A 15867-nucleotide genomic window follows, 5' to 3' on the forward strand; every position below is an offset into this window, starting at 1 on the left:
GCCGGCGGTTGCGCTTATCGGTACCAGTAATGCCGTTAGTAAAATTAGCTGACTGATGATTGCTAACAGACTGTTTGGAATTGGTGTCGCTGTCGCGACGGATGTTTTGGCGTCGGTTCTCGGACCGACAGCCGAGATACTTTCTTTTGCATCGCCAAAAGAAAGTATCCAAAGAAAAGGCGACCCGGATGTCGCTTGTTTCCTGCGCGCCGAAGGCTTGGAACGGGGTTTTCCGAAGGGGCTTCCCAGCCCCTGCGGAAAACGCGATGCATCCCTGCATCGCCCCTGCCGGGCTGATCCGTTCCAAGCCTCCGGTGCTCGGCGCGGCATACGGGACAGAAATCTGGCACTTACATCAGCAAACTGAACTAACATTGGATTTCCTGTTGAAATATAGAAAAGATTTATGGACCACCTGCATAGCCCGATAACTGATTTTCTTCGCGGCCCATTACTGTCAACTCCGCAAGGTTGGGTCGTTATTGGTTTTTCAGCTATTTATCTAATTTTCGGTTTTCTCATTTTATGGATTGGTCTTCCGCAAATATTTAGCTTAAAAACAGATGTGTTAGCGACTATTTGTTTTCTGTGGCCCGGCATTTTGTTTTTATATTTCGTTCGGGTGAGCAGCCCATCGTTTTTTCCTTCATTTTTAGAAGCCGCTTGGTTATGCGTCTACGCTATCGCTCCCATCGGTTTTTGGCTTTATAACAATTGGCATTCAATTTTTTCTTGAAAACGCATGGCAGCCAGTGGTTTTGTCCCGTATGCCGCGCCGAGCACCGAAGCTTTTGCCGAGATCAGCCCGATAGGGGAGCGGCAGGGATGCCGCTCGTTTTCGGAGGGGCTGGGAAGCCCCTTCCGAAAACCCTCGGCAAAAGCTTTTGCGCGCAGGATCAAAGCGGCATCCGGGTGGCTTTTTCTTTGGGTACTTTCTTTTGGCCAAGCAAAAGAAAGTACCTCGGCTGTCGGTCCGAGAACCGACATTAAATAAACCGTCGCGCTAGCGACACCTTCTAAGAGAGAAAATGAAACCAAGTTTTGAATCGCCTCACCCCAACCCTCTCCATCAGGAGAGGGAGTTGAGTCGTCAGCATTCAAAAAGCCAGTGGCAACGACAAAGGAAATCCCAACCACCACCAATAACAAACCAAAAAGCGAATTCAAAATAATCATTTCCCACCTTCTTGAGCTACCAACCTACCTTCCAAAGCAGCACCAGAACCTCCCTCAACCCTCCCCGCATAACTCAAAATCGGCAAACCGTAAAACAACTTATCCCCCTCCTGCCGCATCGCGGCTTTGGCGGCTTCATAGTCTTGCTGCCAGCGCGGGGCAAACTCGTTGGCTTCCTGCGCGTTACCCGCACCGCCTGCTAGGAATAGTTCTCGTACCGCGGCGCCAGGATTAACAAAAGCGGTTAGTTGCGCTGCTTGCCAGCGTTGTTTTTCGATGCCGCGTTGCCAATCCAATGGGCTCAAGGACTGTTTGTTGCAAGCATCCTTCATCCGGGTCAACAGACTTTCCGAACTCGCGGCCAGGAACAAACTGCCGCCGGCACATTCCGCGCCCAAATCCGGATTTTTCAGATATTGCGCATAAACGGCGCTGGCTTGCGGTTGCTGGGGATTGGCGACGATGATGCCGACCGCGCCGGTCGGGCTGTCGGCGGTGAAATCCCAAACCAAGCCTACACCAGCCGGTTCGGGGTCAGGCGGGTTGGTCGACGGGCCGTTTGCAGCCAGTGTTTGCCAGTCTTCTGCGGTTAAATCCGGCGATAACGCTAGGCTGGTGGCGATGCCGGCAAAAGCGTCATGCGGGATGCTGGCTAAAACGCCTTCGAATAATTGCCCGTGCAATTGGCTTTGCCAAGCCGCCGCTGGCAGATTCAACGTACCCAGTTGACCGTCTTTCAACGCAAAATCCCATTGCAGCGGATACGTCGGCGAGCCGGTCAGCACCGGCAGCAAATTATCGATAAAAGCTTCGCTACGTAAGGTCAAACTCAGCGGCGCATCGCTGCGGCGGCTTTGCGGGGCGATGCTGTCGATCACGTTCAATAACGCTTCCAGACTTTGCGCCAGATAAATCCGCTCGCGGAATTGGGTGAAAAACAGCTTTTGCAAACCGATGCGGGTTTCCAGGATCGGTTCCGGCAGTTTGTTGAGGCGGTAACCACTGCTGGCCAACACGCCGGCCAAGGCCGGCATGGCTTGATCGGCAAACTGGCTATCGCTACGCGAATAACTGATCACCCAACCCTGGCTGGCATGGGCCATGTCGTAATGCAGCTCAGCATTGGCGGTGACAGCGTCGCGCAGCAGTTGCGTCAGAAACTCGCCTTGCAGGCCTTCCAGATTGAGTTGCTCGGCTTTGACTTTCAGGCTTTGCAATAACCCAAAAAACAAACCTTGTACGAAGCGATTGCCGAGCAAGCTTTGCACTTGTGGCTGCGCATCCCACCAGTTTAAAAACGCTTCGCCCTGATTGAAGTTAAGGGTAAAGGCCACCGGATGTTTTTTCACATACCAGGTCGCCTGTTTTGGGCAGTCGGCGGGACGCTGTACCTTGACATCCATGGTGGTGCCCGAGCCGACATCGCCGCCAGTCAAGGCGGGACAGTGATCGTCGCCAGCCGGCACTACATCGTTGCTGCCGACCAACGACGTACTGGCGTCCAAATCCTGATTGGCGGCATCGCGCAATTTCACAGTCAAGTCCAGTAACGGCAGCCCGCTACGCATCAAGCGGCTTAAGGGTTGTCGGGCATAATCCTGATAGCCGACCACCGCGCTGGTAACGGTCAGCACCGCAGCCGAAGCTATCGCGGTCAGGCGTTTTGCGGGGCTAAGCGGTTCCATTCGTACACTCCAAGGAAATAAGGGTTTTCCGGGCGGGGGACCCACACCGGATCGGGCGATTGCAATAACTCGGCGACGCTGACCACGCGCACCTGGGCGTCGCCGCCCTGTGCGCCGTTGTGGTACACCACCAGATTCTGCGGATGGCCGGCGGCGAATAGCATCAGGTGGTAGGGTTCGTCATTAATTAATGGCTTTTGGTATACCAGCAAATCGCCGCTTTTTGCTGTTGCCAGATCGCGGGATTTCAAGCGAAAGTTGTAGCCGATTAGAGTTTCAGCGTCGGCAAAATGGCCGTAGCGCGCTTGACCGTTGTTGAGACCGGTTTGCCAGATTTGCGGATAGTCGGGGATGGCTTTACGGGCCTGTTCGGACAAGGGCGGCAGCATCAGCTTGGCTGGTACCCCAAGCTTGGCGGTGCGTTTGGCGTCGCGCGGTTCCAAAGCGGTGCGGTAAGCAAAACGTACCAGACCGGCGCAATCGCGCTGTTTGGGTTCCCAGAGTGGGCTGAGTTTACGGGCTTGTAGCAGGGCAACATCGGTGACGACTTGGCGTAGCGCGTCGGCGTCTTGCGGCGGCAGGTAGCCCAATTCTTCCGCACTGTCCTCTGCTTCGCCTTCGCGCTTGGGCTCGTGTTTGATGTATTCCTTTACTTCTATCGGCATGTCTCGCTCGGCATCCTGCCCCGGCACATAGATTTTCGCCGGCTGGCGGTTGCCTTGGATCACCACATAAGCCAGGGTTTTGGTTTCGCCGGGTCGGGCTAGCGGTTTTTGCACGCGGCGCCGACTTTCGCTGGGTAAGCCTTCGTCAAGGATGATGTCGAGATTTGCCAGCGTATGTTGCACTGCGCCGCCCGGCCAGTAGTTGGTGTCGATGCGGAACACACCGAGCGGCGGGGCCGGATGTACATATAAATAGGGGCCGTAGCCGGCCTGGTCGAAGTTGTCGCCGTTTTGGTTTAGGAAAAAGATACCGCCGCTGTTGGAATTAGTGTCGGCCCAATACACATGGCTGTTGTCCGGCTCGTAGATATGCAAATCGGTGTAGACACCGTCGCTGTCGCTGGTCAACACCACTTTCAGGCCTATCGAAGCAATCACCGCATCGACGGTAGTTGAGGCTTTGGCGACGCCGGCGCTGTTGGCGCATTCGGCGATGACGGTATTTTTGCCCTTGGCGGCCGGAAAAGCGCGGGAGAAACTGCCATTGGCATTGCGCACGTAGTAACGGACGCCGTTGATATTGACGACTATCGGATCGGCGGCTGGGTCGGAACAGGTGCCGGCTACCGTGATCTGCAGACCGCTGGTCCAACCGCCAGCCGGCTTGCTTAGTGTCAGTGTTGGCGCTGTGGCCGGCCCGGTAGGGACTGGATGTTGTTGGCCGCGTCGGGCCAGAATATCGGGATCGTCGCTAGGCGCCGCGGCGCCTTGAGTCGATAAAGCCAACAGCACGGCGGTAATGCCGCCCAGCCGGCGGGCATCGAACAAGTGAGGTTTCCGCATCCAGGCCTCCATCGGGCTATGGGATGTAATCAGTGCTGGAAATGTAGCAAGCAAATAGGCTAACGGCAAATCTAACTGCCGGTTGTTCCGCATAACGTAGACAGAACAGATTTTTTGGCGCAAAAAAAAATCCCTCGTTCCGTCTGGAGCGAGGGATATTCTTAGTCAAGCGATAAATGGCAAAAGGCGGGTAGCCGATAAGCGCCTGCTATTCGCCGGATATTCCGTGATCGGAATTAAACTGAAGTCCGACGGCGTTGCAAGCCCAAAAAGCCAACCAAACCGCTCAAGAACATCCAGGCCGCTGCAGGCAGGGGAACCGGAGAACCTAAGCCGCCGCCACCAGCCGTATCACCGCTGCTAACAAAAGAATCGCTTTTTCCATCCGCACCAATTGATCTGACATGTAAGCCGATACGCAACAAGTCGTCTTGCAAACCGCGCCCAAGGTCCAAAAAGCTAACGCCAGTCTGCAAGGCTATGCGAATACCCAACAAATCGTTACTGGCGTTGATCCCTTTATTGGGATTGCCTGGATTAACATCGGCACCAAAACCGGAAGTTGCAACAAAAGGGTTAGCCAGTGTGTTGCCGGCTGGCAGATCACTTGGGTTCAAGGTATTTCCGAAATCGGTAGTGCCACCAAGCTGTAGAAAAGGAGCATATTGAGACAGCAGAAAATTGCTGTCATCAAAATAGATTTCGGCAATATTGGAAGCAGTGCCAACCGCATTTTTAAAGGTGAATATCACGTCATTGGCGCCGATACTCTGATTCAAAATTGAAAAAGCATCGGCTTGATTGAATACCTCAACGCTTAATTGGCTCGCCACGTTTTGGCTACTATTACTGGTAACACGCGTAAAACCCAGGCTTATGGGTGACGCAAAAACTTGGGTGCTGGATATCAGCAATACTCCGGCAGCTACAAACGATTTGCTTAAAAGGAACGATTTCATTGCAAGGCTCTCATGATTTTAAATTCGATGCCTTATTCTATAGACTCAGAAATTGACTCACAACCCTCCCAAAAGGGCAGTAACCACGGATTAAATTATTCCAGCGTCCCCTGCAAACGGGTAATCCAAGCGTCTTTCGCATTCGGATCGACATGAAACGCCAGCGCCACCGGTTTGTGAAGCAGGCCGTCCTCGCCGGAGGCGTTGGGGTTGAGCTGGCGTTTTTCCACAAAATCGATCAAGCGCCGCAGATGGTAAACCAGTAATACCCGGTTGCCTTCGCTGCCTTTGTAGATTAAATAGCCGACGTTGTCTTCGCTCAAGTCCGGGTTCCGGGCGATCAGCGCGGTCAATCGGGTTTCGCAATCGCCGGCCAGGCTTTTCAATACCGAATCTGGATGCCGGCGGATAAACTCAAGTAGATGCCCGACCAAGTGGCCGGCCAACTGTTGCTGTTGCAATTGCTCCAGTTCGGCATCGCTAAGCAAGACACTTTCCGCCACCAAATAATGCTTATCCCGCTCACCATCGTTGGCAAACAGCGAAATTTTTGCCAGCGCTGTGTCTTCAAGGGCATTTAGAAACTCTTGCGGCGAACGAATGTGTTTATCGATGGTGACCACCCAGGGCAAGGCGCGACCTGTCGCTTCAAAGCGCGATTTGACACTGCCGATCACGCCGGAGCGCGATAACTCCAGTTCCCGCCCGACCGGCTTCACCAGAAATGCATCGACGGCGGCAATCTGGGTGCGAAAGCCGGCGGCCTGGAAGTGTTTGATGGCGGTCGAATAGCGCGGATGATAGGGAATGCCGGTGCCGTCGTACAGAATATTGATCCGCTGTTCGCGCGCCCGTTGCGCTACCAGGTCGCGCAGCCGGTTGGCGAACGGTTCGACGTACACGTAGTCGTCGCTATGGTGATTGGCGGCGGTCAGCAAGCGGTACAAATCGCTGAGCTTTCTAAATTCGTCCAGGGAGGCGATCACAAAATTGTCGCCGCACAGCGCCGTGGCGATTTCCTCGACCGCTGTTTTGCCTGCACCGGCGCCGCCCATGCTCATCAGAAAATGCGGTTGGTCCACCGGGGTTTTACCGGCAAAAATCGCGTCCCTGGCCGCGATCAAAATGCGGGTGATCTTGGCTAAACGCTCGTAGGCAATTTCCACGGTGCGCCGTAAGCGCACTTCGTTACGGGCGGCGACCAGCATTTTTTGTTTTAAGGCTTCGTTGTCCGCCAATAAAAATAGATTGGCTTGCTCGCCGGCGCACTGCTTCAGTAAATCCATCAATTCGGCTTGGCTGGGGGAGCGCAAGCCGGTGAGCATATTCACGTCCAAGCAAAACAGCGGCGCAACGCCGTCTTCACGAATCGGGATGGCATCGATCTCGAATTTGCCGGGGGCGCGCAAATCTTCGGTGCCCGGCAAATAGCCGATGATGTGCTCGGACACGCTCAAAGGGTTGTCGGCAAAATGCTGGCCGGCGATCAGTTGTTCGGCGCTAATGCTACTTAGCGGCACCAAACCGCCCGTCACGGTGATCAGGCATTCGATGCCGTCGCTGGTGGTATGCGACAGAAACGGAATCCCTAATAGAAAGCGTTTGTTCTCCGGCCATTTGCCGTAGCGGTTGGCTTGGTTGTGCAGGCTTTTAATCCGCCTGGGATCAAGGGCGTGCGTAAAGGCGCGGCTCAGCGCCCGGTGTTGACTATTATGATCGTGCAGCACCAAAGCGTCTTCGGCAGTTAGGCGGCGAAAATCGATGCCTTGTTCGTAGACGGCCTTGAAGGCCGGCAGGTTACCCAGCGCGGTAATGAAAAAATCCAGCGTCATCCGATTGCCGTAGCCATAAGGCCGAATGATCCGTAAGGAATGATAAAAGCTGGCCAGTCGCTCGGCGATGTCCTCGCTATGAATCACAAAGCCATTGTTATCGAAAATCGCCGTATCGGCATTGCTGTCCCCATCCAACACCAAGCGCTCAATGGCGACGCGAAACTGTTTGCGTTTATCGGCATCCGGCATCGTGCCGGGGCGGTGGGTGACGGTGGGCTGCTCCTTCCAATCGCTAAACATTTCGCGATGAATGCGCGAGTACAAGCCGGTCATGTAAGTGACTCGCTTGGTCTGGTCGTGCGAGACGGTGATTTCCAGCTCTTGCAACAAGGTCGACAACAGTCCGGCGCCTTGGGCAATAGCCAGTGCAGTACGCAGGCGTTTTAGCGGCCTGTAACCCGGAAGATTCCGGCTGGGGTTTTGCATAATCCACCCTCTTATTTTTTTATAGTTATTATTTTCTGGGGCTGATCTTAACCGGTTATTGGCGGAGAAGGAATATTGGCTGAATGTCTTGCAACGGAAAACTACTATTATTGGCGGTTGAGTAAGTCGGTATGGCATTCCGGCTTGTGAGGACGCTAGTGGGGATCCAGAGCGCACAGATTCCGCTTGCCTGGAGCGATGTTAGCAGGCTTGAGCGGGATTCTTTAAAGCCCCCTTGGCGCCTGTCTAGCGAGTACTTTTCAGGTACAATAAACTCATTTTTTATCTATCAAGTGGCTCCCGACGTGTCGATTAGCAAAAACGATGTCTCTACTTTTCAGGGCCTGATTCTGACCTTACAGGAATACTGGTCGAATCAGGGTTGTGTGTTGTTGCAGCCTTTGGATCAGGAAGTCGGTGCCGGCACTTTCCACCCAGCCACTTTCTTGCGCGCCATCGGTCCGGAGCCTTGGAACAGCGCTTACGTGCAACCTTCGCGGCGCCCGACAGACGGCCGTTTCGGGGAAAATCCCAACCGCTTGCAGCATTATTATCAGTTTCAGGTAATCATGAAGCCGTCGCCGGACAATATTCAGGAGTTGTACCTGGGATCATTGCGGCATCTGGGCCTGGATTTGCTGGAACACGACATCCGTTTTGTGGAAGACAACTGGGAGTCGCCAACGCTAGGTGCTTGGGGCTTGGGTTGGGAAGTGTGGTTGAACGGCATGGAAGTCACCCAATTTACCTACTTTCAACAAGTCGGCGGCCTGGAATGTCGGCCGGTAAGCGGTGAAATTACTTACGGCCTGGAACGGATTGCGATGTATCTACAAGGCGTCGAAAGCGTCTACGATTTGGTCTGGACCCGCGGTCCGCAAGGCGTGGTCACCTATGGCGACGTGTTCCACCAAAACGAAGTCGAGATGTCCGAGTTCAACTTCGAGCACGCCAATGTCGAATTCTTGTTCCAATGCTTCGATACCTACGAGCGTGAATGCCTGATGCTGCTGGAGAAAAACCTGCCGCTGCCGGCTTACGAAATGGTCTTAAAAGCCTCCCACTCCTTTAATCTACTCGATGCTCGCCACGCCATTTCAGTTACCGAGCGGCAACGCTACATCTTACGGGTACGCAACATGGCCAAGTCGGTCGCCGAAGCCTATTACAACCGCCGGGAAGCGCTAGGCTTTCCGATTCTCGCCAGACAGGGAGCGTGACATGACCGAGACCAATCATTTATTGTTCGAACTGGGCTGCGAGGAGTTACCGCCGAAGTCCTTAAAAAAACTCAGTCAGGCCTTGCTGGACAATATTTTGGCCGGCTTGCAAGAGGCCGGTTTGAGCTACGGCCAAGGCCGTGCCTATGCTACGCCGCGCCGCTTGGCGGTATTGATAGACGATCTGCAAACCTTTCAGGCTGATAAAGTTGTTGAAAAGCGCGGTCCGGCCATTCAGGCGGCTTACGGTCCCGACGGTTCACCTAGCAAGGCCGCGCTGGGTTTTGCCGCCAGTTGCGGTGCGTCTTTTGAGGATTTGGAGAAGCTGGAAACCGACAAGGGTTCATGGTTGATCTTCAAACAAGCGGTGAAAGGCCAAGCCACTGCCGAGTTGATCCCTGACATTATCCGCAAAAGTCTGGCCAATTTACCGATTGCTAAACGTATGCGCTGGGGAAGTTTCGATGCCGAATTTGCCCGGCCGGTACATTGGGCGGTTTTGCTGTTGGGTTCTGAAATTCTGATTACCGATATTCTCGGCCGCACGACCGGCCGCGTCACCCGTGGTCACCGCTTTCATTCACCACTGGATTTGAGCATCGGTAGTCCACACGAATATCTGGACATCCTCAAACAGCATGGCAAGGTGCTGGCCGATTTCGAAGAACGCATGACCATCATCCGCGATGCTGCCAATCAAGCGGCCAGCAATGTTGGCGGTATTGCCCATATCGAAGACGATTTGCTGGAAGAAGTGGCGGCATTAAACGAATGGCCGGTGCCGGTCGTGGGTAATTTCGATGCGCGTTTTCTGGAATTGCCGCAGGAGGTGTTGATCACCACCATGCAGGCCAACCAGAAATATTTTCCGGTTAAAAATGCTGCAGGCCGATTGCTGCCGCATTTCATTACCTTCGCCAATATCGAAAGCTCCAACCCCGATTCCATCCGGCAAGGCAATGAGCGCGTGGTGTTGCCACGTCTGGTCGACGCGGAGTTTTTCTGGAAACAGGATAGAAAACAATCGCTGGCTGATCGGGTCGACAGCTTGAAAAGCATCGTCTTCCAAAAAGACCTGGGTACCTTGTTCGATAAAACCGAGCGTGTAGCCAAGCTTGCGGCTTTGGTTGCCGAAAAATTGGGCGCCGAAGTGGAGCTTGCAAGACGAGCCGCACTGTTGGCCAAAACCGATTTGATGACCAATATGGTCGGCGAATTCGCCAATCTGCAAGGCACGATGGGTCGTTATTACGCCGCTGCGGACGGCGAACATGCCGACGTGGCTTTAGCCTTGGAAGAACATTATTACCCCAAGCAGTCCGGCGGCGCGACACCGAGCGGTCAAATCGGCCAGGCGTTGGCGCTGGCGGAAAAAATCGACACCCTGGCCGGTATTTTCAGCGCAGGCTTGATTCCAACCGGCGACAAAGACCCATACGCCTTGCGTCGAGCCACGCTGGGCATTTTGCGGGTGCTGATCGAAAACGGTATTGCATTGGATGTCGTCGAACTGCTGGATGCTGCGCTGGATCAGTTCAGTCACGACTTTAATAAAGCCGAAATCCGGCAAAAAGTGATAGGTTTTCTGTTTGACCGTCTAAAAGGCTATTGTCTGGATCAAGGCTATACCAGCCACGAGTTCGAAGCGGTATTGGCGGTTAATCCGACTAGTCCGTTGGATTTCATGCTGCGTATTCGCGCTGTGCAAGGTTTTAGAGCCTTGCCGGAAGCGGAAAGTCTGGCGGCGGCGAACAAACGTATTATCAACATCCTGAAAAAATCGGATCAAGCGCCTACGGAGAGCATTGGTACTTTGGTAGAAGCCGCCGAGAAAAACTTGTTGGCAGCCGCCGAGCAATCGGAAGCCGACATTTTGCCGTTGTTGGCCGAACAGAATTATCCGCTGGCCCTGAGCCGGCTGGCGCAGTTACGCGATAGCGTCGATGCGTTTTTCGATAATGTGATGGTGAATACCGACGACGAAGTTTTACGCAACAGTCGTTTGGCATTGCTGGCCAAATTGTCCAATCAATTCCTGAAAATCGCCGATATTTCCAAACTGCAATCGTGACCGAGCGTTACGTTATTCTGGATCGGGACGGCACCATCAATGTCGATTCCGACGATTTTATCAAATCACCGGAAGAATGGCTGCCGCTGGCCGGCAGCCTGGAAGCCATTGCGCTGTTAAATCGACATGGCTACAAAGTCGTGGTGATTACGAATCAGTCGGGGATTGCCAGGGGCTTATTCGATTTGGCAACGCTGGCGGCGATACATGCCAAAATGCGGCAATTGGCGTCCCAGGCCGACGGACACATAGAAGCCATTTATTTTTGCCCTCACGGCCCAAACGACACTTGTGACTGCCGCAAACCTCTGGACGGACTGTTTCGACGCTTTGCCGCCGATACGCAAGCTGATTTGAGCCGGACTTATGCGATTGGCGACTCCTTGCGCGATATTCAGGCCGCGGAATCGGCCGGTGCCAAACCTATTCTGGTCAAAACCGGGAAAGGCGAAAAAACTGCCCTTAATAATCCACAACGTAACGTTCCTATTTTCGATAATCTTTATGACGCAGCCACGCACATCGTCTCGACAAGCTGATTTTAGAGTCTATTTGGGCTCTACATTGTTGTTCATTTACATAGTATTCTCGACACTGATTGTCGGGGTGGCGATTTTGGGCGGATTTTTTCTGCCGTTTCCGATGCGCTATAAAATCGCCGATGTTTGGATCAATTGCCTGCTGTTTATGCTGAAGTTATGTTGCGGGCTAAGTTATGAAGTGGAAGGGCTGGAAAACATTCCTCGCGATAGCGCGGCGATTATTCTCAGCAAACATCAGTCGGCCTGGGAAACGGTGGCTTTGCGGCAATTTATTTTCCCGCAAACCGCGGTTTTGAAAAAATCGTTGCTGCAAATCCCGTTTGGCGGCTGGGCGCTGGCGACATTAAAACCCATCGCGATAGATCGGCAAAATCAGAAAGAAGCGCTAAAAATGTTGATCGATCAAGGGATTCAGCGTTTGCAGGAAGGTTTGTTCGTGGTGGTGTTTCCGGAGGGAACCCGAGTGGCGCCGGGAGCGCATAAAAAATTTAATGCGGGCGGTGCAATGCTGGCGCAAAAATCCGGTTTTCCGGTGATTCCGCTGGCGCACAATGCAGGAGAATATTGGCCGCGTAACAGTTTTTTGAAATATCCGGGCGTGATTAAGGTCAAAATTGGGCCGGTTATCAGTAGCATTGATAAAAAATCGAAGGATATTAACGCAGAGGCCGAAGCCTGGATTAATAAAGCGATGTTGCAAATCGATGCAGAACGAATAGCAGGGTAATTCGAATTGGGGAGCTAAAATTTAAGCTGCAAAAAAAAGGCCCGCATTCGCGGGCCTTTTTCTTCAAGCTTAAAGATTAAAGCGCTACAGAAGTAGAGCTAGAAACTTTTTGTTTTGATGCATCTGGATCGTCCATGCAACCGCTCAGGCCAGCAATCATCAGGGTCATAGCTAAAAGAGATAATACTTTTTTCATAACATCCTCCAAATAAAAGTTTTTTATATTTTTGCGTGTGCTGAATCTAAACAAAAAATTAAGCACAGCGAGATTTAAACATGCCGAACCAGTTTGGCGCAAACTAAATCTGTTTGGAGGAAAAGAAATCGGGATATAAGGCCCACAGGGTGGGCCTTACTCAGGAAGGAATATCCTGCCAGGGCTAGGATTATTTAACCCCTGAACCTTGTTGGTTAGGTGAGCCATAGCCTTTTGGTTTTGGGTTGCCTTGGTCTGGGTCGTCCATGCAACCGCTCAAGCTTACAATCATCATTACCATAGCCAAGACAGAAAATACTTTTTTCATAACATCCTCCGATTTAAAGGTTTTTATTTTTGTGTGTACTCAAATTCAAGCACGCAAAATTTATAGCATGACAAAACCGAGTATGCAATACCCTAGATGTTTACAAAATATCGATGTCTTTCGGCAGGTTGATCTTTATGTCCTTTCCAGTCCATTGTGCGGAGCCTATTGCTTGCCATTCTCCGGCCAAGTTGCTGTTCCTGAGATCTTTTTCCCACACAAACGGTGCTCGAATTCTCTTCATTTTGACGATAAATTGCGTGCTATCGAGCTCTAAACCACTTTTTTTTCCCCAGAACGCCGTGACTTTCATGATGAATTTTTTCAAGCGGAGCTCGTCGATATTTGGGGTTACCGCAATGTTGGCCCACATGGAATGCACCCGCCCCCAATTCGGCGCCAACAGGCGGCCTTGCCGATTAACAAACGGTAACCATTGCTCTTCGCCGTTGGCATCCAAATAGGTAATAGCCAGTAAACGGTCATAGCCTTCGAAATGGTCGTGAAGATACAGCGCGTGGGGGGTGATGCCCAAAAACGTGTGAGACATCATTAAGACCGCGTTGCTCATATCCGCCAGCATGCTGGTTATCGGCGACTGGCGGGTATCGACATGCAGGCGGTACAGCAAACCATAGTGAAAGCTGCTGTTGAACTGAAACAAGATCAACACCAGCAACACTTTGCTGATTTTGTGTACGCGACTTCTGGCCGGTAAGGCATGCTCCGCTTCGAAAATTCGCTCGTACAAACTCGGCGGCAGGTTTTCAGCTGATGCCGGCAGACAGCTCACATCGCATGCCAATCGCGTGCGCGAATCGGCAATCGCCCGGTAGCGCCCGCATATCCACTGATAAAGCAGCGGCAGTTTCATGGCCCAACCTATCATCGCGGTGTAGCGCATCGAGATTAAAATTTGCGCGTAAGTATCAACGCCGGAATAAACCAGTCCATCGCCATCCACCGCGTACAAATCGGTCAGCAGTTGCTTTTCGCCCAATTCGGCTAGAGCTGGATAATCGATTGCAAACACTTGTGCGGGCTTGAAATCAACACCGTGCAAAATGTCGAAATGATTCAGTGTCAAAACCGTACGATTGCACAATGGGCATTGTTGGTCGTAAAACACCGTTAATAGTGGTTGTTTGATCCGTAGAAGTACCCCGATTTTTCTATACCAGGCAAATGGCATCACCAATGCGTAGAAAATCAGCATTCCCATTCCGAACGGGTAAATATTGAAGGACAGGGTAATGCCCAAATGCAAGGAAATCCCGATCAGAAAGTACAGCCATCTGAACTGGCGGCGATGAAAAAACAACAGGAAAGTAAACTGGAATGCGATGATGGTGTAGCCGATGATTTTTTGCAAAATCTCGATATTCAGCAGCCAGGACAAATCCAGCGCGGACATGTAATACGGAATCGAAGACGGCAACCAAGCACCCAAGCCGTTGCGCCAATGCTCGGCAAACATCTTGTGTATCGCGGAATCGAAATACAAAAAGCCCAGACAAATCGCGACCGGTAGATAATAAGTCAGTGCAGACACTTCCGGAGCTTGGTATTGAGAATAATGCGTGAAGGGGCGCAGAAATTTTTTCCTAAGGCCATCAATAGAAAAGGCTTGGTCCATAGGCATGAAGATCAGAAAGAAATTGGCGCCAATCATGAACAAATCGAAGCCGCCGTCGAAATCGCGCTGCATAGGCGTGAAATTAACGAATAGCAGCCAAAAAATGTAGTTAGCAACACTGGCCGCCTGGCAGCGGTAACCGATGGCCAGACAAAACGCCACCGCGGCCCATAGCCAAAGGAAGAACGGAATCATCGGAAATTCGACATCCATGAATGGGATGGGGTCGAATATCAAATGGTTGAAATACAGCAGAAAAAAAACTTCCTGTAGTGTCACCACCCCAAACAAAAGCCTGAAAAGGCCTACGCCGGTAGCGGGTACTTTTTTAGAATAAAGAGCATTGACTTTCTGAACTAACAGTTTGTACATGGCGGGTCGGCAGGCTAAAAGTCCACAGATTATAAGGGATTTGAAAATGGTATGCGTCAGGCAAAAAAAAAGCGGCTACGGGATCTATCCGTAGCCGCTTTTTCCAGAAAAGCTTTGTAAGCGAGGGGGTGTAGCTTACTCTTCGTCTTTAGGCTCAGCAAAAACCCATTTTACAAAGAAGTATCCTGCAGCGATGATAACTACCGCTCCAATCATGCCCGACGGTTCTTTCAGCATTTCTGTTAAATCTAAGATCGCTCCCATGGGTGCCTCCTACCTTTAGTTAGTTGTTATAAAATTTGCCATGTCTTTGGCGGTCGAGCTTCATATGTTACTTTAGCCACCTTCAAAGTCAAGCGATTCATGGCTATCGCGGAAACATCCGACCGCAATTGCCATCCAGGTGGATTATGGTAGTATGCTTTCTCAACCTGAATTTTGAGAATTATAAAAACAGTTTCAACAAGGGGAATAGAGATGATTGGTGGCGTAATAATGATTTTGACGGCAATCTGGGTATATCAAACCCTGATAAAAGCCAAAACGGGTAATGTGCTGATGTGGGTTGCCGGCTGTGCCATAGTGTTCTTGGTCATTCAGGTGTTGTTCTACAACATCAACATTATGATCATCGACGGCTTAGACGGTAAAGATGTCGGCGGCGAATATGATCGCGACTTGACCAGCGTCGGCGATAGAAAAACCCAGGAAGGCGCCGGCGGCTGGTTCATGCCGGTTTTCTTCGAATTACTACCGCCGTTTGCCGGTGTGTTGGCTGTCGCTCTGATTCGCTGTCAGTTTATTTTGAAACAAGCGTTGACACCAGCCAACCTGTTCAGCGGTATCAAAGAGTTGTTTGTCAGCATCAAAAACAGCTTCAAAACCTCCAGCAACTAACCAACTTGGCTGGCTCCGAAGCCCAAGGCCGCTTGGGCTTCGTTACCGTCGAAATTCCTCAGCCGCCGGTAACTGCGGATACGATGCTGACTATCGTTAAAATAAACAGCACAGTCGCAATCAGCCCGACGACAATATAGGCAGGCAAAGAGCCGTGCTGAAAATCAACCTCTCTATTCTTATTGCTTTGCACGCCGATCACGGCGGCAAACACGCTTTTTATGACATGCAATAGACTGGGTTTAGACATGATTTCCCTCAAAATTTGGTTTGATAATAAAGCGGACTA

The 15867-nt window shown here is 51.8% G+C and carries 14 protein-coding genes; 5 read left to right on the top strand and 9 right to left on the bottom strand.

Translation table 11 applies throughout. The features are described from left to right. Nucleotides 1–705: 705 nt before the first annotated feature. The 5 genes from ACR02O_RS03675 to ACR02O_RS03695 form a co-directional block, all read right to left on the bottom strand. Nucleotides 706–1176, bottom strand: a complete 471-nt coding sequence (locus tag ACR02O_RS03675) for a hypothetical protein (protein WP_205452571.1) — start codon at nucleotides 1174–1176, stop codon at nucleotides 706–708. Next, on the bottom strand, nucleotides 1173–2861 hold the full coding sequence (locus tag ACR02O_RS03680; protein WP_494522834.1) for a hypothetical protein: 1689 nt from the start codon (nucleotides 2859–2861) through the stop codon (nucleotides 1173–1175). The genes ACR02O_RS03675 and ACR02O_RS03680 overlap by 4 nt, the downstream gene beginning before the upstream one ends. Further along, nucleotides 2831–4369: a DUF1175 family protein gene (locus ACR02O_RS03685; RefSeq protein ID WP_458138854.1), complete on the bottom strand. Its 1539-nt coding sequence runs from the start codon at nucleotides 4367–4369 to the stop codon at nucleotides 2831–2833. The genes ACR02O_RS03680 and ACR02O_RS03685 overlap by 31 nt, the downstream gene beginning before the upstream one ends. A 236-nt stretch (nucleotides 4370–4605) precedes the next feature. Beyond that, the gene (locus tag ACR02O_RS03690; protein WP_458138855.1) at nucleotides 4606–5202 is read right to left on the bottom strand and encodes a VPLPA-CTERM sorting domain-containing protein; all 597 of its coding nucleotides are present in this window, start codon (nucleotides 5200–5202) and stop codon (nucleotides 4606–4608) included. Between the two features lie 221 nt (nucleotides 5203–5423). Continuing rightward, nucleotides 5424–7589 (bottom strand): zeta toxin family protein, encoded by a 2166-nt coding sequence (locus ACR02O_RS03695; RefSeq protein WP_458138856.1) that lies wholly within the window; start codon nucleotides 7587–7589, stop codon nucleotides 5424–5426. Between the two features lie 305 nt (nucleotides 7590–7894). Here ACR02O_RS03695 and glyQ point away from each other — a divergent pair, with 305 nt between their 5' ends. Genes glyQ through ACR02O_RS03715 form a run of 4 tightly spaced genes read left to right on the top strand, consistent with a single transcriptional unit; the run spans nucleotide 7895 to nucleotide 12149 of the window. Beyond that, nucleotides 7895–8809: a glycine--tRNA ligase subunit alpha gene (glyQ, locus tag ACR02O_RS03700; protein WP_458138857.1), complete on the top strand. Its 915-nt coding sequence runs from the start codon at nucleotides 7895–7897 to the stop codon at nucleotides 8807–8809. Nucleotide 8810: 1 nt separating this feature from the next. Then, complete coding sequence (gene glyS, locus ACR02O_RS03705) at nucleotides 8811–10880, top strand: glycine--tRNA ligase subunit beta (protein WP_458138858.1); 2070 nt, start codon at nucleotides 8811–8813, stop codon at nucleotides 10878–10880. Continuing rightward, nucleotides 10877–11419: a D-glycero-beta-D-manno-heptose 1,7-bisphosphate 7-phosphatase gene (gmhB, locus tag ACR02O_RS03710; RefSeq protein WP_445367599.1), complete on the top strand. Its 543-nt coding sequence runs from the start codon at nucleotides 10877–10879 to the stop codon at nucleotides 11417–11419. The genes glyS and gmhB overlap by 4 nt, the downstream gene beginning before the upstream one ends. Further along, nucleotides 11385–12149: a lysophospholipid acyltransferase family protein gene (locus ACR02O_RS03715; protein WP_445367600.1), complete on the top strand. Its 765-nt coding sequence runs from the start codon at nucleotides 11385–11387 to the stop codon at nucleotides 12147–12149. The genes gmhB and ACR02O_RS03715 overlap by 35 nt, the downstream gene beginning before the upstream one ends. 386 nt (nucleotides 12150–12535) lie before the next feature. Here the strand turns inward: ACR02O_RS03715 and ACR02O_RS03720 are convergent, their stop codons facing one another. From ACR02O_RS03720 to ACR02O_RS03730, 3 genes are all read right to left on the bottom strand, one after another. Then, the gene (locus ACR02O_RS03720) at nucleotides 12536–12673 is read right to left on the bottom strand and encodes a hypothetical protein (protein WP_165385996.1); all 138 of its coding nucleotides are present in this window, start codon (nucleotides 12671–12673) and stop codon (nucleotides 12536–12538) included. A 100-nt stretch (nucleotides 12674–12773) separates the two neighbouring features. Then, a complete protein-coding gene (locus ACR02O_RS03725; RefSeq protein ID WP_458138859.1) occupies nucleotides 12774–14681 on the bottom strand; it encodes a DCC1-like thiol-disulfide oxidoreductase family protein in 1908 nt (635 codons plus the stop codon). A 135-nt stretch (nucleotides 14682–14816) separates the two neighbouring features. Beyond that, a complete protein-coding gene (locus ACR02O_RS03730) occupies nucleotides 14817–14945 on the bottom strand; it encodes a hypothetical protein (RefSeq protein WP_255189959.1) in 129 nt (42 codons plus the stop codon). A 213-nt stretch (nucleotides 14946–15158) separates the two neighbouring features. Between ACR02O_RS03730 and ACR02O_RS03735 the strand changes: the two genes are divergently transcribed. Continuing rightward, nucleotides 15159–15578: a hypothetical protein gene (locus tag ACR02O_RS03735; protein WP_033156855.1), complete on the top strand. Its 420-nt coding sequence runs from the start codon at nucleotides 15159–15161 to the stop codon at nucleotides 15576–15578. A 58-nt stretch (nucleotides 15579–15636) separates the two neighbouring features. On the opposite strand, the gene ACR02O_RS03740 is transcribed toward ACR02O_RS03735, so the two are convergent. Then, nucleotides 15637–15828, bottom strand: a complete 192-nt coding sequence (locus ACR02O_RS03740; RefSeq protein ID WP_494522835.1) for a DUF2970 domain-containing protein — start codon at nucleotides 15826–15828, stop codon at nucleotides 15637–15639. Nucleotides 15829–15867 lie beyond the last annotated feature (39 nt).

The sequence above is a fragment of the Methylomonas sp. PHL2-19 genome, from assembly GCF_059331595.1.

Coding starts and splice junctions, on each gene's coding strand:
- ACR02O_RS03675 (WP_205452571.1), bottom strand. CDS start 1,176: ATGATTATTTTGAATTCGCTTTTTGGTTTGTTATTGGTGGTGGTTGGG.
- ACR02O_RS03680 (WP_494522834.1), bottom strand. CDS start 2,861: ATGGAACCGCTTAGCCCCGCAAAACGCCTGACCGCGATAGCTTCGGCT.
- ACR02O_RS03685 (WP_458138854.1), bottom strand. CDS start 4,369: ATGCGGAAACCTCACTTGTTCGATGCCCGCCGGCTGGGCGGCATTACC.
- ACR02O_RS03695 (WP_458138856.1), bottom strand. CDS start 7,589: ATGCAAAACCCCAGCCGGAATCTTCCGGGTTACAGGCCGCTAAAACGC.
- glyS (WP_458138858.1), top strand. CDS start 8,811: ATGACCGAGACCAATCATTTATTGTTCGAACTGGGCTGCGAGGAGTTA.
- ACR02O_RS03715 (WP_445367600.1), top strand. CDS start 11,385: ATGACGCAGCCACGCACATCGTCTCGACAAGCTGATTTTAGAGTCTAT.
- ACR02O_RS03720 (WP_165385996.1), bottom strand. CDS start 12,673: ATGAAAAAAGTATTTTCTGTCTTGGCTATGGTAATGATGATTGTAAGC.
- ACR02O_RS03725 (WP_458138859.1), bottom strand. CDS start 14,681: ATGTACAAACTGTTAGTTCAGAAAGTCAATGCTCTTTATTCTAAAAAA.
- ACR02O_RS03730 (WP_255189959.1), bottom strand. CDS start 14,945: ATGGGAGCGATCTTAGATTTAACAGAAATGCTGAAAGAACCGTCGGGC.
- ACR02O_RS03735 (WP_033156855.1), top strand. CDS start 15,159: ATGATTGGTGGCGTAATAATGATTTTGACGGCAATCTGGGTATATCAA.
- ACR02O_RS03740 (WP_494522835.1), bottom strand. CDS start 15,828: ATGTCTAAACCCAGTCTATTGCATGTCATAAAAAGCGTGTTTGCCGCC.